The organism is Streptomyces sp. F63, from assembly GCF_018070345.1.
Lineage (GTDB): Bacteria > Actinomycetota > Actinomycetes > Streptomycetales > Streptomycetaceae > Streptomyces.
The window spans coordinates 82,147-98,452 of record NZ_JAGPXX010000007.1 but is presented as its reverse complement, the minus strand read 5'-3'; the positions used below and the strand labels follow the sequence as shown (position 1 = coordinate 98,452).

At 74.1% G+C, this 16,306-nt stretch carries 17 protein-coding genes; 11 read left to right on the top strand and 6 right to left on the bottom strand.

Going from position 1 to position 16,306, the window contains the following annotated elements:
* The first annotated feature begins 108 nt into the window (after nucleotides 1-108).
* The 3 genes from KBZ10_RS10275 (at nucleotide 109) to KBZ10_RS10265 (ending at nucleotide 3,425) form a co-directional block, all read left to right on the top strand.
* On the top strand, nucleotides 109-774 hold the full coding sequence (locus KBZ10_RS10275) for a TetR family transcriptional regulator (RefSeq protein ID WP_210987228.1): 666 nt from the start codon (nucleotides 109-111) through the stop codon (nucleotides 772-774).
* A gap of 447 nt (nucleotides 775-1,221) precedes the next feature.
* A complete protein-coding gene (locus KBZ10_RS10270; RefSeq protein ID WP_307847325.1) occupies nucleotides 1,222-2,460 on the top strand; it encodes an alpha/beta hydrolase in 1,239 nt (412 codons plus the stop codon).
* Nucleotides 2,461-2,516: 56 nt separating this feature from the next.
* Nucleotides 2,517-3,425 carry a DUF4429 domain-containing protein gene (locus tag KBZ10_RS10265; protein WP_210987227.1) on the top strand — a complete coding sequence of 303 codons (909 nt, stop codon included), beginning with the start codon at nucleotides 2,517-2,519 and terminating at the stop codon, nucleotides 3,423-3,425.
* Nucleotides 3,426-3,629: 204 nt separating this feature from the next.
* On the opposite strand, the gene KBZ10_RS10260 is transcribed toward KBZ10_RS10265, so the two are convergent.
* The gene (locus tag KBZ10_RS10260) at nucleotides 3,630-3,857 is read right to left on the bottom strand and encodes a hypothetical protein (RefSeq protein ID WP_210987226.1); all 228 of its coding nucleotides are present in this window, start codon (nucleotides 3,855-3,857) and stop codon (nucleotides 3,630-3,632) included.
* A 114-nt stretch (nucleotides 3,858-3,971) separates the two neighbouring features.
* On the opposite strand from KBZ10_RS10260, the gene KBZ10_RS10255 reads away from it, so the two are divergent.
* The 3 genes from KBZ10_RS10255 to KBZ10_RS10245 all read left to right on the top strand — a co-directional run bounded on the left by KBZ10_RS10255 (nucleotide 3,972) and on the right by KBZ10_RS10245 (nucleotide 5,783).
* On the top strand, nucleotides 3,972-4,796 hold the full coding sequence (locus KBZ10_RS10255) for a helix-turn-helix transcriptional regulator (RefSeq protein WP_210987225.1): 825 nt from the start codon (nucleotides 3,972-3,974) through the stop codon (nucleotides 4,794-4,796).
* Nucleotides 4,793-5,032 carry a DUF397 domain-containing protein gene (locus KBZ10_RS10250; protein ID WP_210987224.1) on the top strand — a complete coding sequence of 80 codons (240 nt, stop codon included), beginning with the start codon at nucleotides 4,793-4,795 and terminating at the stop codon, nucleotides 5,030-5,032. Before KBZ10_RS10255 ends, KBZ10_RS10250 begins: the two co-directional genes overlap by 4 nt.
* Nucleotides 5,033-5,144: 112 nt before the next feature.
* Nucleotides 5,145-5,783 (top strand): NUDIX hydrolase, encoded by a 639-nt coding sequence (locus KBZ10_RS10245; protein ID WP_210987223.1) that lies wholly within the window; start codon nucleotides 5,145-5,147, stop codon nucleotides 5,781-5,783.
* A gap of 170 nt (nucleotides 5,784-5,953) precedes the next feature.
* Here KBZ10_RS10245 and KBZ10_RS10240 read toward each other — a convergent pair whose 3' ends face one another.
* Together KBZ10_RS10240 and KBZ10_RS10235 are read right to left on the bottom strand one after the other, a co-directional pair.
* Entirely contained in the window at nucleotides 5,954-6,637 is a 684-nt protein-coding gene (locus KBZ10_RS10240) for an ABC transporter ATP-binding protein (RefSeq protein WP_210987222.1), read from the bottom strand.
* Nucleotides 6,634-7,722 carry an ABC transporter permease gene (locus KBZ10_RS10235; protein ID WP_210987221.1) on the bottom strand — a complete coding sequence of 363 codons (1,089 nt, stop codon included), beginning with the start codon at nucleotides 7,720-7,722 and terminating at the stop codon, nucleotides 6,634-6,636. The genes KBZ10_RS10240 and KBZ10_RS10235 overlap by 4 nt, the downstream gene beginning before the upstream one ends.
* Before the next feature lie 172 nt (nucleotides 7,723-7,894).
* On the opposite strand from KBZ10_RS10235, the gene KBZ10_RS10230 reads away from it, so the two are divergent.
* On the top strand, nucleotides 7,895-9,115 hold the full coding sequence (locus KBZ10_RS10230) for a sensor histidine kinase (RefSeq protein ID WP_210987220.1): 1,221 nt from the start codon (nucleotides 7,895-7,897) through the stop codon (nucleotides 9,113-9,115).
* Complete coding sequence (locus tag KBZ10_RS10225) at nucleotides 9,112-9,747, top strand: response regulator transcription factor (RefSeq protein WP_210987219.1); 636 nt, start codon at nucleotides 9,112-9,114, stop codon at nucleotides 9,745-9,747. Before KBZ10_RS10230 ends, KBZ10_RS10225 begins: the two co-directional genes overlap by 4 nt.
* Before the next feature lie 91 nt (nucleotides 9,748-9,838).
* On the opposite strand, the gene KBZ10_RS10220 is transcribed toward KBZ10_RS10225, so the two are convergent.
* Nucleotides 9,839-10,864: an aldo/keto reductase gene (locus KBZ10_RS10220; RefSeq protein ID WP_210987218.1), complete on the bottom strand. Its 1,026-nt coding sequence runs from the start codon at nucleotides 10,862-10,864 to the stop codon at nucleotides 9,839-9,841.
* Nucleotides 10,861-11,307 carry a MerR family transcriptional regulator gene (locus KBZ10_RS10215; RefSeq protein ID WP_210987217.1) on the bottom strand — a complete coding sequence of 149 codons (447 nt, stop codon included), beginning with the start codon at nucleotides 11,305-11,307 and terminating at the stop codon, nucleotides 10,861-10,863. The genes KBZ10_RS10220 and KBZ10_RS10215 overlap by 4 nt, the downstream gene beginning before the upstream one ends.
* Nucleotides 11,308-11,661: 354 nt before the next feature.
* Between KBZ10_RS10215 and KBZ10_RS10210 the strand changes: the two genes are divergently transcribed.
* Complete coding sequence (locus tag KBZ10_RS10210) at nucleotides 11,662-12,495, top strand: serine hydrolase (protein WP_210987216.1); 834 nt, start codon at nucleotides 11,662-11,664, stop codon at nucleotides 12,493-12,495.
* A 156-nt stretch (nucleotides 12,496-12,651) separates the two neighbouring features.
* Nucleotides 12,652-13,557: a trypsin-like serine protease gene (locus tag KBZ10_RS10205; RefSeq protein WP_247702125.1), complete on the top strand. Its 906-nt coding sequence runs from the start codon at nucleotides 12,652-12,654 to the stop codon at nucleotides 13,555-13,557.
* Between the two features lie 254 nt (nucleotides 13,558-13,811).
* Here the strand turns inward: KBZ10_RS10205 and KBZ10_RS10200 are convergent, their stop codons facing one another.
* On the bottom strand, nucleotides 13,812-14,516 hold the full coding sequence (locus KBZ10_RS10200; RefSeq protein ID WP_210987215.1) for a pirin family protein: 705 nt from the start codon (nucleotides 14,514-14,516) through the stop codon (nucleotides 13,812-13,814).
* Nucleotides 14,517-15,022: 506 nt separating this feature from the next.
* Between KBZ10_RS10200 and KBZ10_RS10195 the strand changes: the two genes are divergently transcribed.
* Nucleotides 15,023-16,219 carry a CdaR family transcriptional regulator gene (locus KBZ10_RS10195; RefSeq protein ID WP_210987214.1) on the top strand — a complete coding sequence of 399 codons (1,197 nt, stop codon included), beginning with the start codon at nucleotides 15,023-15,025 and terminating at the stop codon, nucleotides 16,217-16,219.
* Nucleotides 16,220-16,306 lie beyond the last annotated feature (87 nt).

The following is a 16,306-nucleotide window of genomic DNA, read 5'->3' as shown; positions in this document are numbered from 1 at the left end:
TTGACAAACCGTTTCCCGGGCCGGTAACTGTCACGCTACTCACACCCTCCCCGAGCAGGGAGAACACTGGGAGAACAGCGGCGGAACCGAGCGAGAGGCGGCCCGAAGGTGGCGACTGGGCACCCCGCGGGCGCGGCACCGGACGGGCTGCGCGAACGCAAGAAGAGACACACCCGTGACGCGCTGATCCGCTCGGCCCTGGAACTCTTCACCACCCGGGGCTACGAGGAGACGACGGTCGACGAGATCGCCGAGGCCGCCGGGGTCTCCCAGCGGACCTTCTTCCGCTACTTCGCCGGCAAGGAGGCGGTCGCCTTCTCCGTCCACGACCTCGTCGAGGAGCACTTCCTCGACGCCTTCGGCGCCCGCCCGGACTGCGAGCCCCCGCTGACCGCGCTGCGCCGGGCCGTCTCCGTCACCTGGGACACCTTCGGGGCGGCCGTCGGGGAGACCGTGGAGCCCGGGCTGCACATGCGGATGTACCAGGTCATCGAGTCGACACCGGCCCTGCTCGCCACCGCGATGTGCCGCTCGGCGGAGCTGGAGGACCGGCTCGTCCGCGACATCGCCCGCCGGGCCGGGGCGGACCCGGCCCGCGACCTCCGCCCGCGGGTCCTCGTCGCCGCCTTCACCGGCGTAATGCGGATGACCGGACGCGTCTGGGGCGCGGGGCCGGACGCGAGCGCCGAGGCGCTGCGCCGGCTCACCGAGTGCCATCTCGACGCCATCGGACCCGCGCTGGCCCTGGAGCGGCCGCACCCGCCGGCCGGCTGATCCCGGCTGCGCCGGGGGTCCGGCCCCGGGCCGCCGTCCGCCGCGCGCCGCCTGCCGCACGCGGGCGCCCGCGGCGACGGCCCGTGCTCCCCGGGGCCCGCCCGCACACCAGCCCGCGCCGGCCCGGGCCCGGCCGCCGCACGGCCGCGCGCCGGGCCCGCGACAACGGTCCGCGGTCTCCGTCCCCTCCGGCGTCCGCGCCCACGCCCCCGGGGGCGCTCCGGCCCGCGCGTCCGCCGCGTCCGCCCGCGTACCGGGGCCGCCTCCTCCCGTCCCCGCCCCGGCCCATCGCGGCCCCCACCTCGGCATTCACCCGGTATCGGCCCCCGTGTCCGCCGGGACACGGTCATCCCTTGCGACCGCTATGCCCGGCCTCAAACGTGAAATGACTCACGGTCTCCCGCCGGATAACGATTCGGCAGCGCCGGTCTCCTAGGGTGTGGCGCAGTGTCTTCCTTGTCTGAGCTCGGCTCCTCCCCCACCTCCTGGTTCAGCGGCTCCCCCGCCTCGCGGGCGGCGCTCGTCCTGGGCCTGGTGCTGATGCTCCTGGCCACCACCGGCTGGACCGCGATCCGCACCCACCGCCCGCAGCCGGGCGCCCGCGCCGCCGCGCAGGCCGCCTGGAACCGCGCGACGGTCGACGGGCGGAGACTCCCCCGCCCCGAAGCCTCCCCGGCCGCCGTCAGGGCCTTCTTCCGGTCACTCGGCGAGAAGCAGCGCCGGCGGCTCGCGCAGCGCCACGCGCTGGTCGTCGGCAACCTGAACGGCGCCCCGGCGGCCCTGCGCTACCGGGCCAACCGCACCGCGCTGCGGCAGGCGATCGGCACCGAGCGGGCCCGGCTCCACGACGACCGGCTCACCGAGCTCGGCCGGCGGCAGGCGGCCCGCCGGATGCACCGCTACGGCTCGCTGCTGGACGGAAACCGGCAGATCCTCGCCTTCGACCCCACCGGCCCCGGCAGGGTCGCGGAGGTCTTCGGCGACCTCGACTCCGCCCAGCGGGTCTCGATCGTGGTGCCCGGCGTCGACACCGATCTGCTCACCTTCGAGCGCACCCGGCGGACGTACGCGGCACCGGCCGGCATGGCACGGGCGCTGCACCGCGCCGAGCGGGCGGCCGCGCCCCGGGTCCGTACCGCCGTCATCGCCTGGGCCGACTACACCAGCCCCGCGGGCATCGGCATGGACGCCGCCGCGGGCCGGCTCGCCGCGGCCGGCGCCGTCACCCTGCGGTCGCTGGTCCGGGCACTGCCCGGAACGTCGAGCGTCGCCCTGTTCTGCCACAGCTACGGCTCCGTGGTCTGCGGTGTCGCCGCCCGTTCGCTGCCCTCCCGGGTCACCGACATAGCGGTCGCGGGCAGCCCCGGGATGCGGGCCGAGCGGGTCGCGGACCTCGGCGGACGGGCCCGGATCTGGGCCACCCGAGACGCCGACGACTGGATCGAGGACGTGCCGAACCTGGAGTTCGGCGCGCTCGGCCACGGCGTGGACCCGGTCTCCCCGGCGTTCGGCGCCCGGCTGCTCTCCGCCGCGGGGGCCACCGGGCACGCCGGCTACTTCGTCCCGGGCACCGCCAGCCTGGAGAACTTCGCCCGGGTCGGCGTGGGCGACCTCGCCGCCGTGAGCTGCCCGTCCGGCGGGACGGGCTGCGGGCGGCCCGCCGGCCCCGGGCACCGGGCGCTGTGACGCGCGCAGGGCACGGAGGGGGGACGGGCGGTCCGGCGCCGCATACGATGAGCCGTATGGGTGATGTGCTGGCCGGTTTTCACACCGTCTGGGAGTTCGACACGGACTCCGTGCTCATCCGCTTCGAACGGGGGATCCGCACGCCGAGACTCTTCCACGTGCTCGGCGAGCGACGCGTCCCGTACGAGGCGCTGTCCGCCGTGGAGCTCGCTCCCGGCAGAAAGGGAACGATAGTGCTGCGGGCCGTGCCCCGGCCGGGCGCCGACCCGCTGATGGACGTGGCGGGCGGACAGCTCAAGGAGGGCTCGGACCCCTACCGGCTCGTCCTGCCCGCCGAGCGCGAACTGCTCGCCGAGTACTACGCGGACGAACTGCGCTCCGCGCTCGGCCCGGACGCCGCCGACCCCGCCTCCTGCCATCTGGTCGCTGCCCCTCCGCCGCCGCTCAGCTTCAAGGCGTACGACGGCAAGGCCGCCTTCGACGGCCGGAACGTCACCTTCCGCTGGTTCTGGACCGGCGCCTCCTCCGCCAAGTGGAAGGCCGGGGACCAGACCTTCCCGGTGGGCGAGCTGGAGGGCGTCGAATGGCGCTCCCCCGAGGTTTTCGACGGCCACCTGCGGCTGCTGCGCCGGGGCACGGAGAACGCGGCGCCGGGCGACGCCGACCAGGACCCGGCGGCGGTGGTCTTCGGACTCGGCTACGGACTCGTCCACGAGTCCCTGCCGTTCGCGGCCTCGGTGCTGGAGGCCGTCAAGGCCGCCGAACCGGCCACCGCCGCCTGCCCCGGCCGCCCGGGGCGCCGCTCCCCCGTTCCCGTCCTCACCGCCGAGGCCCCGGCGCAGGCCCGCCCCGACCCGGCGGACGTCGCCGACCGCATCCGCCACCTCGGCGCCCTGCACGACGCAGGTCTGCTCACGGACGACGAGTTCACCTCGAAGAAGGCGGAACTGCTCGCGGAGCTGTGACCCGGCCGCCCGCGGGCCCGGCCGGGTGCCGGCCCGGCCGGTGAGCCGGGTCCGCAGGCGACCGTTTCTGTACGCGGGGCCACAGGCAGGACCCGGCCCGGGCCCGACCGGACCCGTGCCCCGGGCAGACGGCGCGCCGGAACGCCCGGGCGCGGCCGGCCCCGCGGTCAGCCGACCGTGCCGGGGACGGGTCCACGGTGGCGGTCACCACCTCCGGTGCCGGTGGTTGGCCTGCGCGACCCGGGCGCTCAGCTCCTCACCGGGTTCGGCGGCCCTCGCCGCCTCAGGCCGGCAGTCCCACTCCACACCGCCCCGGGGCGGGCGGAGCTGGAGCAGACCGTCCTGGAAGTCCATGACCTCGCCGATCCGGCCGCTGTCCGTGTCCATGACGAACTGGTGTCGCTCAAAAGGGTGTTGAGTCAGCTGTTCCATGCGGGCGATCATCACCGTCCGTGACACCCTTCTTGCAGTGCGTCGCCCCGTACGAATTCCGTGTACGGGCGCCGGGGCGTGACGCACGCCGAGGGACGGGGAGTTGGCTCGGATATGCGCACCGTGAAACGGCACCGGAAGAACGCCTCGGCCCTGCGGCTGGTCGGCAGGCAGCTCGCCTGTTTCCGCGAAGCCGCGGGCCTCACCCAGCGGGAGCTGGCGGCGCGGCTCAACCTCGCCGAGGAGACCGTCGCCTCCGTCGAGCAGGGCCGCCGCCCTCTCAAGCCCGACCTCGCCCAGCGTTTCGACGAATACCTCGACACCAAGGGCGCGCTGTCGGTCGCCGTCGACAACATGCCGGAGGTGGACCGGATCCCGGCCTGGGCGGAGGAGTTCGTCGATCTGGAGCGGGAAGCGATCGCGCTGTCCTCCTACCAGAACCAGGTCCTGCCGGGGCAGTTGCAGACCGAACGCTACGCACGAGCGGTTTTCCGCAGCCGGGTTCCCTCTTACAGCGAGCAGCAGATCGAAGACCAGGTGTCAGCCCGCATGGCACGCCGGCAGAGTCTTCACCGGGAGCCCGCGCCCACGCTGAGCTTCGTCATCTGGGAGCCCGTGCTGCTGGACCGGCTGGGCGGCGAGGACGTGTACGCGGAACAGCTCCGGTGTCTGCGCGATGCGTCGGACTCCCCCGATGTCTCTCTCCAGATCATGCCGCTCGGACGCACCGGCCACGCCGGCCTGAACGGCCCGTTCGTCCTGCTGGAGACCCCTGAACATCAGCACGTGGCCTATACCGAAACACAGCGTGGCAGCCAGCTGATCACCGACTTGGACGAGGTGTCCATCCTCAACCGGAAGTATGCGATGCTGCGGTCCCAGGCCCTCAATCCGGATGAATCCACAGGGCTGTTGGACCGGCTGCTGGGAGAGCGATGAACGACGCACCGACGACCTGGTTCAAGTCCAGCTACAGCGGCGACGAGGGGGGCGACTGCCTGGAGGTCGCTTACTCCGGGGGGAGATCCATGCTCACTCCGGCACAGGACAACGCCTGCTCCGAGGGCGCCACCGGCCCCAGCGCCGTCCACATCCGGGACTCCAAGCACCGGAGCGGCCCGACGCTGACGATCGCCCCCACCGCCTGGGCGGCCTTCACCGCGTCGCTGAGCTGAGGCCGCCACCGGGCCGGTCGGCGAGGACGTCGGCCATGTCGTTGGCCTGCTTCAGCGCTCGACTCACACACAACCCGGCAGTGCTTGCTTGCCGCCCCAGGCCGTCTTGGGGATGTCCAGCAACACCGCTCAGCTCTTGATCTGCATTTCGGGAACGGCATACCGTCAGGGCGTGGAGACAACGTGCCGGCCTGCCGCCCGGGTCATCTGCCTGGACGCTGCCCATCGCCTGCTCCTTCTGCACTGGCGTGATCCATTCACCGGGGCGTGGCTCTGGGAGCCGCCCGGTGGCGGCATCGAGCCCGGCGAAACGCCTCTGGTGGCGGCACGACGCGAGTTGGCCGAGGAGACCGGACTCGATCCGGCCGCGGTCCTTGACCGGTCGGTACCGGTGAACCGCGATGTGCAGTGGAACCGCAAGCGGTACATCGGGACGGAGCGTTTCTTCGTCGCTCAATTCGCCGATGAGCGGCCAGCGCTCAGCAGGACCGGCCTGCTGCCCGGTGAACAGGCCAGTCTGGGCGCGCACGCCTGGATCGCGTGGTGGGATCTGAGCTCGTTGCCCGACCCTGTTGAGCCGCCACAGCTGCCAGCCGTGCTTGACGCCTTGGTGCCGGGTCATGTCTTTCCCGGGATCGCGTGCGGAGTCTGCCGTCGCCCAGGCGGCGATATGCCCGGAGCCGGCATGGAGGCGTCGTCGCCTGCTCTTGAGCCATCGCCGGACTCCGGAGCCGTGCCCGGCTCGGCGTAGTAGCGGCGACGTTGCGCAGGGAGCAGGGTGACGACGTCGTCGTCGGTCGCGCCTGCCACGGGTGCCGGATGTCATCGGGCCGGCGGCGCTCGACGAGCAGGAGCGCCGCGGCCGCACTTCCCGGACCTACCGCGCCCGAGGCCGGAACCCGGTCGGCCGGCAGCGGCCGGTCAGCGGAGTGTGGCGGGGAGGCGCAGGCGCCCGTCACGGACCTCGGCGATCCGGTCGGCGGCGGTGAGGTGGGTGCGGTCGTGGGTGACCAGGACGGTGGCGGTGCCCTGCCGGCGGGTGAGACGGGTGATGAGGTCGATGACGGCGGCGCCGCGCTCGTGGTCGAGGGCGCTGGTGGGTTCGTCGACGAGGAGGACGACGGGGTCGTTCATCAGGGCGCGGGCGATGTTGACGCGCTGGCGCTGGCCGCCGGAGAGCTGGTGGGGGCGGCGGCCGGCCTGGCCGGTCAGGCCGACGGCGTCGATGAGTTCCATCGCCCGGTTCCGGGCGGCGCGGGGCTTGCGGCCGTCGATCTGAGCCATGACCTGGAGCTGTTCGGCGGCCGTGAGGGAGGGCAGCAGGTTGGGCTGCTGGAAGACGATGCCGATCTTGTGGCGGCGCAGTTCGGTCAGTTCGCCCCGGGTCATGCCGGTGGTGGGCGTGCCGTCGACCGTGACGGTGCCGGTGTCGGGGGCGGTGAGGGTGGCGGCGACGGCCAGCAGGCTGGACTTTCCGGAGCCGGAGGGTCCGACGACGGCGGTCAGGCTGCCTTTGGGCACATCGAGACCGACCCGGTCGAGGGCGGTCAGGCGGGTGTCGCCGTCGGGGTAGGTGAGGGTGACGCCGGTCAGGTTCAGGCTCATCGGGCGCTCCCCAGGGCGGTCAGCGGGTCGACGGAGGTGATGCGGCGGATGGACAGGGCGGCTCCGAGGGCGCCGAGGAGGATCATCACGGCGGCCGGGAGCAGGACGGTGGTGGGCGTGAGGAGGAACGGCACGGCGGAGCCGGCCACGAGCGCTCCCACGGCGGCGGCGATGCCGGTGCCGAGCAGGGTGCCGCCGGCGAGCAGGACGACGGCCTGGCCGAGGGCGTCCTTGAGGAGGGTGGTGGTGGAGGCGCCCAGGGCCTTGAGGACGGCGACGTCGCCGCTGCGCTGGATGGTCCAGACGGTGAAGAAGGCCCCGATGACGAGGGCGGAGATGGCGAACAGGAAGCCGCGCATCAGCTGCAGGGAGCCGTTCTCGGAGGTGTAGGAGCCGATCGCGGACAGCGAGTCGCCGATGGAGACCGTCCTGGTGCCGGCCTGCTGGTCGGTGGCGTCCGTATCGGCCCCGGAGGTGGTGTTCAGGGCGATGACGGTGGCGGTCGGGCCCTGGCCGCTGCCGGTGGGCGGCGCGGTCTTCCGCCAGATGTGCAGGCTGGTCCAGACGACCGGAGTGTGGCTGAAGTGGGCGTCGCCCTGGACGGCGGCCACCGTCAACCGCCGGCCCGCCAGGGTCAGGAAGTCGCCGGGCTTCACGCCGAGATCCTCGGCGGCCGCCGTGGACAGCACCACCGCGCTGTCGCTGATCTTGTCGCCGTCCGGGGCGAGGCGGGAGCCGGGCTCGACGCCGAAGGCCGAGACCCCGGTGCTCCGGTCCCCGGCGGTGGCCCTCGTCGTGGTGATCCCCAGCGGTTCGGCGCTCTCGACGCCGGGCGCCCCGGACCACTGCCGCCACTGCCGCTCGCTGACGGTGGAGTCGGAGTACGACAGGTCCCGGCCGTCACCGGGGGCCTGGAACGCGATCTTGTCGGCGGGCAGTCCCGTGATCGCGGAGATGTTCTGCCGGCCCAGTCCGGCCGTCAGCCCGGACAGCAGTCCGACCAGCAGGGTGATCAGTACGATGACGGTTCCCATCAGGGCGAAGCGCCCCTTGGCGAACTTGAGGTCTCTCCAGGCGACGAACACGGCCGTGGGCTGTCCTTTCCGGCGGCGGAAGCGGTGTGGCTCCACCATCGCGGCCGGACCCCCGTGTGCGCGTCCGGCGCAGGACGGCACTTCGCGGGCCGGAAGACGGCACACGGGTTCTCACTTTCGATGGAGGCCCCGGGGCGCCGGCCTCCGTAGCCTGGTAAGCACTGTGAACACCGTTGCCCCCGCGCTGACCCCGACCACCCGGGCCCTGGCCTGGTCCCTGCATCTGCTGATCATCGGCCTGCTCGCCCTGGCTGCCGGCCGGGCCCTGACCGGCGACCGGCCGCACGCCGGGTGGATCGTCACCGCGGCGGGCGCATGCGGCCTGGTGTACGCGGCTGGGCCCGTACTGCCGCGCGTACGCCGCTCGCGGCGGGCCGCCGCACTCTGGCTGGCCGCCGTGGGCGTGGTGTGGCTGGTGCTGCTCGCCCTGTCCCCCGACGCCGTGTGGGTGGCCTTCCCGCTGTACTTCCTCCAGCTGCACCTGCTGTCCCGCCGTGCCGGACTGGCGGCCGTGACCGTCACGGCCGCCGCGGCCGTCGCGGGCTTCGCCACCCACCAGCGCTCCTTCAGCCCCGCCATGGCCATCGGCCCGGCGCTCGGCGCCGCTGTGGCCGTCGCGGTGGTGTGGGGATATCAGGCTCTGTACCGGGAGAGCGAACACCGCCGCGGACTGATCGAGGAGCTCACCGCCACCCGCACCGACCTGGCCGCCGCCCAGCACACCGCCGGCGTGCTGGCCGAACGCGACCGCCTGGCCCGCGAGATTCACGACACCCTCGCGCAGGGCCTCTCCAGCATCCAGTTGCTGCTGCGCGCCGCCGAACGCGCCCTGCCCCAGGAGCCGCGGAACGCCGCCCGCCACGTCGGCCAGGCGCGGCAAGCAGCCGTCGACAGCCTCGCCGAGGCCCGCCGCTTCGTCGCCGCCCTCACTCCGCCCACGCTGGAAGGCACCACCCTGGCCGAAGCCCTGGAACGTCTGTGCGCCACCACATCCGCCCGGCACCGGCTCACCGCGCGCTTCCACCTCACCGGCGCCCCCGCCCCGCTCGCCACCGCGCACGAGGTGGCGCTGCTGCGCATCGCGCAGTCCGCCCTGGCCAACACCGTCCAGCACGCCGAGGCCACCACCGCCGACGTCACCCTCGGCTACCTCGGCGATCACGTCGTCCTCGACATCGTCGACGACGGACGCGGCTTCGACCCCGCCCGTCCGGTCGCCCCCGACCCCGGGGCCGGCGGGTTCGGGCTGGCCGCCATGCGCGCTCGCGCCCAGGCCCTCGGAGGCACCCTCACCGTCGAATCCGCCCCCGGCCGCGGCACCGCCCTGGCCGCACGGGTGCCCCTCACCCCACCGGCCGAGACCGAGACCGAGGCCCGCCCGTGACCGAGACCCCCGTCCGCCTGCTCCTGGCCGACGACCACCCCGTCGTACGGGCCGGGCTGCGCGCCGTGCTGGAAACCGAACCCGGCCTCGTCGTCACGGCCGAGGCCGCCACCGCCGAGGACGCCGTCGCCCGCGCCGCCGAGGGCGGCATCGACGTCGTGCTGATGGATCTGCAGTTCGGCAACGGCATGGGCGGCGCCGAAGCCACCGCCCGGATCACCGCCCGGCCGGGAGCCCCCCGCGTGCTGGTCGTCACCACGTACGACTCCGACGCCGACGTGCTGCCCGCCATCGAGGCCGGCGCCACCGGCTACCTCCTCAAGGACGCCCCGCCCGAGGACCTGGCCGCCGCCGTACGCACCGCGGCCGCCGGACGCACCACGCTGGCGCCCACGGTCGCCGACCGGCTGATGAACCGGCTGCGCGCGCCGGGCGCCGCCCCGACCCGGCGTGAGACCGAAGTCCTCGCCCTCGTCGCCGACGGTCTGTCCAACCAGGCCATCGCGGACCGGCTCCACCTCACCGAGGGAACGGTCAAGTCCCATCTGGCCCGCGTCTACGCCAAACTCGGCGTCGACTCGCGTACCGCCGCCGTCGCCACCGCCACCGACCTCGGCCTCATCCGCCGCTGACCCGAGCGCACCCGAAAGCCCGGAGCCGCCGCGCAGGCGGTCGGCACCCGGGCCCCGGCCGCCTCCGTCGCCGCGTCCGGCGGGTCCGGAACTACTCCCGTCCGGCCGACGTGAAGGCCATGTTCGGGTAGCGGCCGCCCGCGACGCGGTCCGCGATGGGGGCGAGCAGGGCCAGGTCCTCGTCCGTCAGGCGGACGCGGGTGGCGGCGGTGTTCTCCTCCACGCGGGAGCGCTTGCGGGTGCCGGGGATCGGGACGACGCTCAGCCCGGGGTACCGCTCCGCCTGCTGGTGCACCCACGCCAGCGCGGTCTGGCCGAGGGTGATCCCGTGCGCCCCGGCGACCTTCCGCACCGGCTCCAGCAGCGCCGCGTTGGCCTCGGCGTTCTCGCCGGTGAAGCGGGGCATCGTCCGGCGGAAGTCGTCCTCGGTCAGCTCCTTCCCGGCGTCGGTGAACGCCCCGGTCAGAAAGCCCCGGCCGAGCGGCGAGTACGGAACGAAGGCCACCCCGAGCTCCGCCGCGGCCGGCACCGCCGTGCGCTCCACGTCCCGGCTGAACAGGGACCACTCCGACTGCACGGCGGCGATGGGGTGTTCGGCGTGCGCGGCGCGCAGCTCGTCCCCCGTGACCTCGCTCAGTCCGAGCTGCCGGACCTTGCCCTCCTGGACCAGTTCGGCCATGGCGCCGACGGTCTCCTCGACGGGCACGCTCACGTCCCGGCGGTGCATGTAGTACAGGTCGATGACGTCCACGCCGAGCCGGCGGAGGCTGGCCTCGGCGCACTGCCGGATGTACGGGCGGTCGTTGCGGATGCCGCGCTTGGACGGGTCGTCCGGGTCGAGCACGATGCCGAACTTGGTGGCGAGGGTGATCTCGTCCCGGTGGGCGGCCACGAAGGGGGCGAGGAACCGCTCGTTCTCCCCCATCCCGTACATGTCCGCGGTGTCGTAGAGGGTGACGCCCAGTTCCAGGGCGCGTTCCAGGGTGGCGCGGGCCTCGGCCTCGTCGGTGGGGCCGTAGGCGAAGCTCATGCCCATGCAGCCAAGGCCCTGCACGCCCACCTCGGGGCCGCCGGTGCCGAGGGGTGTGCGGGCGATCCGTTCCTGGCTGTGGCTCATGCGGTGCCGGGTCCTTCCGTGTAGAGGTTGATCTTGTAGTCGAGTACGTCCAGGGTGTCCTGCAGTTCCGTGATCCGCCGGCGGACGTCCTCGCGGTGAGCGGTCAGCAGCTCGCACCGCCCGGCGTAGGTGTGGTCGCCCGCGCGGACCATCTCCGCGTAGCGCACCATGTCCGCGACCGGCATCCCCGTCAGCCGCAGTTTGCCGACGAAGTCGAGCCAGTCGAGGTCGCGGTTGGTGTAGCGGCGCTGGCCGGTGTGCGAGCGGAGCACGTCCGGCATCAGGCCGATGCGCTCGTACCAGCGCAGGGTGTGCGCGGTCAGCCCGGTCCAGGCCGAGACCTCGCTGATGGTGTACGCGTCCTGCCCGGCCGGGCGCGGGTGCTCCGGGAGCTCCGACGCACACAGGTCCCGCCGTACGGGCGCACTCTTCACCACGCTCATCGCCGACCGCCTTCCTGGTTCGCGGCTCACCGGACGCTCGCCGCTCACGTTAAGAGCTTGGAGTGCACTCGAAGCAAGCGGCGCGGGATTTCTTTCCGGCCATTCCCGGCACGTCCGGGCCGCGTACCCGCGTCGGGGCCGCGTACCCCGGCCGCGGGCCGGCTCTCGCACCGGCCGGTTCGCACTTCGGCACCGCGTCCCGCTTCCGGGCACACCCGCGCCCCGGTGCCACTGCCGGTCCCGGCCCCGGCCCCGGCCCCGGAAGCCGTCCCGGATTTCCGCCGCCGGGGAACCCGGTGGCGCCGTCCTCGGCCGGGCGCAGGAGCCGCCCGGCGGCGGGTTAGGCTCCTGACCATGGAAAGTCTGCGGATGATCGAGAACTGGCCGGTTCCCACCGCCGCGGCCGCTGTCGTCCGGGCCGACGGCAGCCTCGCCGGGTCGTACGGCCCGCAGGACCACCGGTTCCGGCTGGCCTCGGTCACCAAGCCGCTGGCCGCCTACGCCGTGCTCGTCGCGTACGAGGAGGGTGCCGTCGAACTCGACGAGCCCGCCGGGCCCGAGGGCTCCACGGTCCGCCATCTGCTGGCCCACGCCTCCGGGCTCGCCTTCGACCAGCCGAGGGCGATGGCGGCCCCCGGCGAGCGCCGCATCTACTCCAACGCGGGCTTCGAGGCGCTGGGCGACCACATCGCCGAGGCCACCGGGATCGCGTTCCCCGACTATCTGCGGCAGGCGGTGCTGGAACCGCTCGGCATGACCGCCACCCATCTGCCGGGCTCCCCCGCGAAGGACGGCGTCTCCACCGCCGCCGACCTGGCCCGGTTCGCGGCCGAGGTGCAGGCCCCGCGGCTGCTGCACCCGCAGACCGTGGCCGCCGCGACCCAGGTGGTCTTCCCCGGGCTGAACGGCGTGGTGCCCGGCTACGGCCACCAGCGCCCCTGCGACTGGGGGCTGGGCTTCGAGATCCGGGACGGCAAGTCCCCGCACTGGACGGGGAGTTCCTCCTCGCCCCGGATGTTCGGCCACTTCGGCCAGACCGGCACCTTCCTCTGGGTCGACCCGGACGCCGGCTCCGGCGGTGCCGCCTGTGTCGTCCTCACCGACCGGGACTTCGGCCAGTGGGCGATCGACGCCTGGCCCCCGTTCACCGACGCGGTCCTCGCCGAACTGGGCGGCCGGACGGGCTGAACCGGGTCGGGCGTCCCGCCCTGCCGCCACGCCCCGGGTGATGTTCTGCGCCCCGCCGGCGCTGAGAGCAGCAAACAGCCGAACGTCCGTTCGTTCGTTCCGTGCCGCCCACCAGGCGCACGGCACCCGCCGGACACATCAGCGAAGGGGCTTATCTTGCGGGCCACCACACAACCGCGCTCCACCCGCTCCACCCTGGCGAAGTCGATCGCCGTGGCCTCGGCCACCGCCGGCCTGGCACTGGCGGCGACCCTGCCGGCCGCGGCCGTCAACTCGTACAACTCCACCCCCGCGCCCGAACGCACCGAGGTCGGTGCCCTCGTGGCCACCTGGGACAACGACGGCGACCCGGCGACCCCCGACCGGGTGGACTGGGTCTGCTCCGGCACGATGGTCGACGAGAACACCTTCCTCACCGCCGCGCACTGCACCACCGACTGGCCGGACAACGTCCGCTTCCACGTCTCGCTCGACCAGGACGTCCAGTCCGCGCTGGACGACGCGGAGGCCCGGCACCCGGGCGACCCCGCCGCCGTGGCCGCGGAGGTCGCGGTACGGGGCGAGGCGCACAGCCACCCGGAGTACCCGGGCCCGCAGTCCGACACCCACGACATCTCCGTGATCGAACTCCCCGCGGAGAAGATGCGGGAGCGCTGGGACTTCACCCCGGCCACGCTTCCCGCCGCCGGCCGCCTCGGTGACCTCGGCCCGCGCGGCCTGAACGACACCGGCTTCACGGTGGCCGGCTACGGCACCCAGCAAGCACTCCGGGCGCCCGGCGGCCACACCCACCCCGGCGGCGGAGTCCGGATGAAGGCCCCGCTCTCCTTCAACGCCCTCGACCGGACCTGGATCCGGCTGGCGATGACGGAGCCGCAGGGCAACGGCGGCGCCTGCTACGGCGACTCCGGCGGCCCCAACTTCGCGGAGATCGACGGGAGGCGGACCCTGGTGGGAACCACCATCACCGGCGACGCCGTGTGCTACGCGACCAACGTCGCCTACCGCCTCGACACTCCCGCCGCACGCGACTTCCTCGCCCCGTTCGTCAACCTGCCCTGACCTTGCCCGATCCCGGCGGTACCGGGGGGAGGCCGTCCTCGACGCGCCTCTCCCCGGCAGCCCTCGGCACCGCCCGGCCCGGGAACCGGCCGGCGAAGGGCTCGGGGCGCTCCCGGCGCACCGGCCCGTGACCGGCCGCGCGTGACCGGTCGTGCCCGGCACCGTTCGCCGCCGGGACGTCGCGGCCCCGCCCGGCGGCGGGGAAGGCCGGGCCCCGGGACGGCCCGGGCGTCCGGCCGTCCGGCCGTCCGGTGCTACGGCAGTTCCCAGAGGAGCAGTTCGGCGGGTTCCTCGGCGACGAGGAAGCGGCCCCGGCAGTCCGTGATCCGGGCCGCGTCCCCGGGGACCAGCAGCTCGCCGTCCGCGTCGGCGCCGGTCTCCGGGACGCCGGTGCCGGGTGTGCCCGCCGCGGCCAGCCGCACCGACCCGCGCACCACGTGGGCGTAGAGCTGCGGTGCGTCCGGCAGGACGACCCGCGCCCCGGCGTCCGGGCGGCGGATGTGCAGATACGCCTCCGCGCGGTCCACGGCGAGCGGGGTGCGGTCGGCGATGCCGCGCACGATCTCGTACTCCGGTTCGCCGCCGGGCTCGCGCGGGCTGAGCCACATCTGCACGAAGACGAGCGGCCGTTCGCCCTCGTTGCGCTCCTCGTGCCGCACCCCGCTGCCCGAGCCGAGCCGCTGGACGTCGCCGGGGCGCACCCTGGTGGTGTTCCCGGCCGAGTCGCGGTGCGTCAGCTCCCCCTCCACGACCCAGGTGACGATCTCGGTGTCGCGGTGCGGGTGGGAGGCGAAGCCCGCGCCGGGAGCGAGCCGTTCCTCGTTGCAGGCGATCAGCGGGCCGAAGGACAGGTTGTCCGGGTCGTAGAACCGCCCGAAGGAGAACGCGTGCAGGGTTTCGATCCCGGCGCCCGCGTCCCCGCCCCGGAACCGTGCGCCCGCCCGCCAGACCTCGTTCATGATCACACCGTAGAGGACGCGGCGCGCGCGGGCTCGGCGGGGTACGGCCGGAAGCGGCTGTGGCTGCGGGGACGGCTGGGACGGCTGGGGCGTTCGTCAACGGCTCGGGGTGGGACCGCGCCGGCCACCAGCCGGCCCCGCCGCCCGCACGGCAGCGGCCGGCAGCGGCAGAGGCGCCGGCGGCACGAGCCGGAGCACTCCGGGCGGCACGGGACATCCGCCGGTCCCCGTCCCGCGTCCCCGGGCCGCCCCGGGGACGGAGAACAGGACACCCCGGGGGACAGCGCGGCAGCTCCGCGGCCCCGGGCGGACCGGCCCCCGCCGGCTCCTCTCGCCGAGGGCCCCGGGACGTCCCCCCGGGACTTCTCCGGCACACCCCGGGCCGGGTGAGGCGCCCCGGGGAACCGCGGGGGCACCCCTGCCCCGGGGCGTCCCCAGGGGCGGCGCCGGTCCCGCTCTCCGGACCCCCGGCCCCGAATGGCCGCACGATGAGGCAGGCTGGTTCCGTGCCCGAACCTGAAACCGCGCCTTCCGACCCCGCCCGCCATCCGCACGCCGCGACGCTCCTCCGGCTGGAGAAGTCCTCCGGCTCGCTCGCCGCGGACGCGATCGCCCGCATGGACGAGACGCTGCCGTGGTACCGCGCGATGCCGCCGGAGAACCGGTCCTGGATCGGCCTCGTCGCGCAGGCCGGTATCGCGGCCTTCACCGAGTGGTTCCGGCATCCCGAGGCGCCCCAGGCCATCAGCACGGACGTCTTCGGCACCGCGCCGCGCGAGCTGACCCGGGCCATCACGCTGCGGCAGACCGTGGAGATGGTGCGCACGACCATCGAGGTCATGGAGTCGGCGATCGACGAGGTCGCCGCCCCGGGCGACGAGAGCGCCCTGCGCGAGGCCCTGCTGGTCTACGCCCGCGAGATCGCCTTCGCGACCGCCCAGGTGTACGCGCAGGCCGCGGAGGCGCGCGGCGCGTGGGACGCCCGGCTGGAGTCCCTGGTGGTCAACGCGGTGCTCTCCGGGGAGGCCGACGAGGGTGCGCTGTCCCGGGCCGCCGCGCTGGGCTGGAACTCCCCGGAGCACGTCTGCGTCGTGCTGGGCACGGCGCCCGACGGCGACAGCGAGCTGACCGTGGAGGCGATCCGGCGGGCCGCGCGCCACGCGAAGCTGCAGGTGCTGACCGGGGTGCTGGGCAGCCGGCTGGTGGTCGTCGCCGGCGGCAGCGACGATCCGCTGCGCACCGCCCGGGATCTGATCGGGCCGTTCGCGGCGGGCCCGGTGGTCGCCGGGCCCGTCGTGGGCGATCTGCTCTCCGCGACCCGCTCGGCGGCGGCCGCCGCGGCCGGTCTGCGGGCGTGCGCCGCCTGGCCGGACGCGCCGCGGCCCGTCCTCGCGGACGATGTGCTGCCGGAGCGGGCGATGGCCGGAGACGCCGCCGCGCGGCGGCAGTTGGTGGAGGAGATCTACAGACCGCTGGAGGAAGCCGGGTCGGCGCTGCTGGAAACTCTGAGCGTCTATCTGGAGCAGGCCAGCAGTCTGGAGGGTGCCGCGCGGATGCTCTTCGTCCACCCCAACACCGTGCGCTACCGGCTCCGACGTGTGACGGACGTCACCGGCTGGTCTCCGTCCGATGTGCGCTCGGCGTTCACCCTGCGCATCGCACTCATCCTGGGCCGTCTCGCCGACGCGGGTTCACAGCCCTGAGCCTTTGTTGGATAGCAACAATTCCCTTGTCCGTTCTTGGTCCCTGTCCCCACGGGCGGCGGGGACCACCGTCACGAGAGAGTGTGA

Excerpts from the sequence above, each read along its gene's own strand:
- KBZ10_RS10260 (WP_210987226.1), bottom strand. The coding sequence starts at position 3,857 with ATGGAACAGCTGACTCAACACCCTTTTGAGCGACACCAGTTCGTCATG.
- KBZ10_RS10240 (WP_210987222.1), bottom strand. The coding sequence starts at position 6,637 with ATGAGCCTGAACCTGACCGGCGTCACCCTCACCTACCCCGACGGCGAC.
- KBZ10_RS10215 (WP_210987217.1), bottom strand. The coding sequence starts at position 11,307 with ATGAGCGTGGTGAAGAGTGCGCCCGTACGGCGGGACCTGTGTGCGTCG.
- KBZ10_RS10200 (WP_210987215.1), bottom strand. The coding sequence starts at position 14,516 with ATGAACGAGGTCTGGCGGGCGGGCGCACGGTTCCGGGGCGGGGACGCG.
- KBZ10_RS10250 (WP_210987224.1), top strand. The coding sequence starts at position 4,793 with ATGAACGACGCACCGACGACCTGGTTCAAGTCCAGCTACAGCGGCGAC.
- KBZ10_RS10210 (WP_210987216.1), top strand. The coding sequence starts at position 11,662 with ATGGAAAGTCTGCGGATGATCGAGAACTGGCCGGTTCCCACCGCCGCG.
- KBZ10_RS10265 (WP_210987227.1), top strand. The coding sequence starts at position 2,517 with ATGGGTGATGTGCTGGCCGGTTTTCACACCGTCTGGGAGTTCGACACG.
- KBZ10_RS10255 (WP_210987225.1), top strand. The coding sequence starts at position 3,972 with ATGCGCACCGTGAAACGGCACCGGAAGAACGCCTCGGCCCTGCGGCTG.
- KBZ10_RS10220 (WP_210987218.1), bottom strand. The coding sequence starts at position 10,864 with ATGAGCCACAGCCAGGAACGGATCGCCCGCACACCCCTCGGCACCGGC.
- KBZ10_RS10245 (WP_210987223.1), top strand. The coding sequence starts at position 5,145 with ATGTCCAGCAACACCGCTCAGCTCTTGATCTGCATTTCGGGAACGGCA.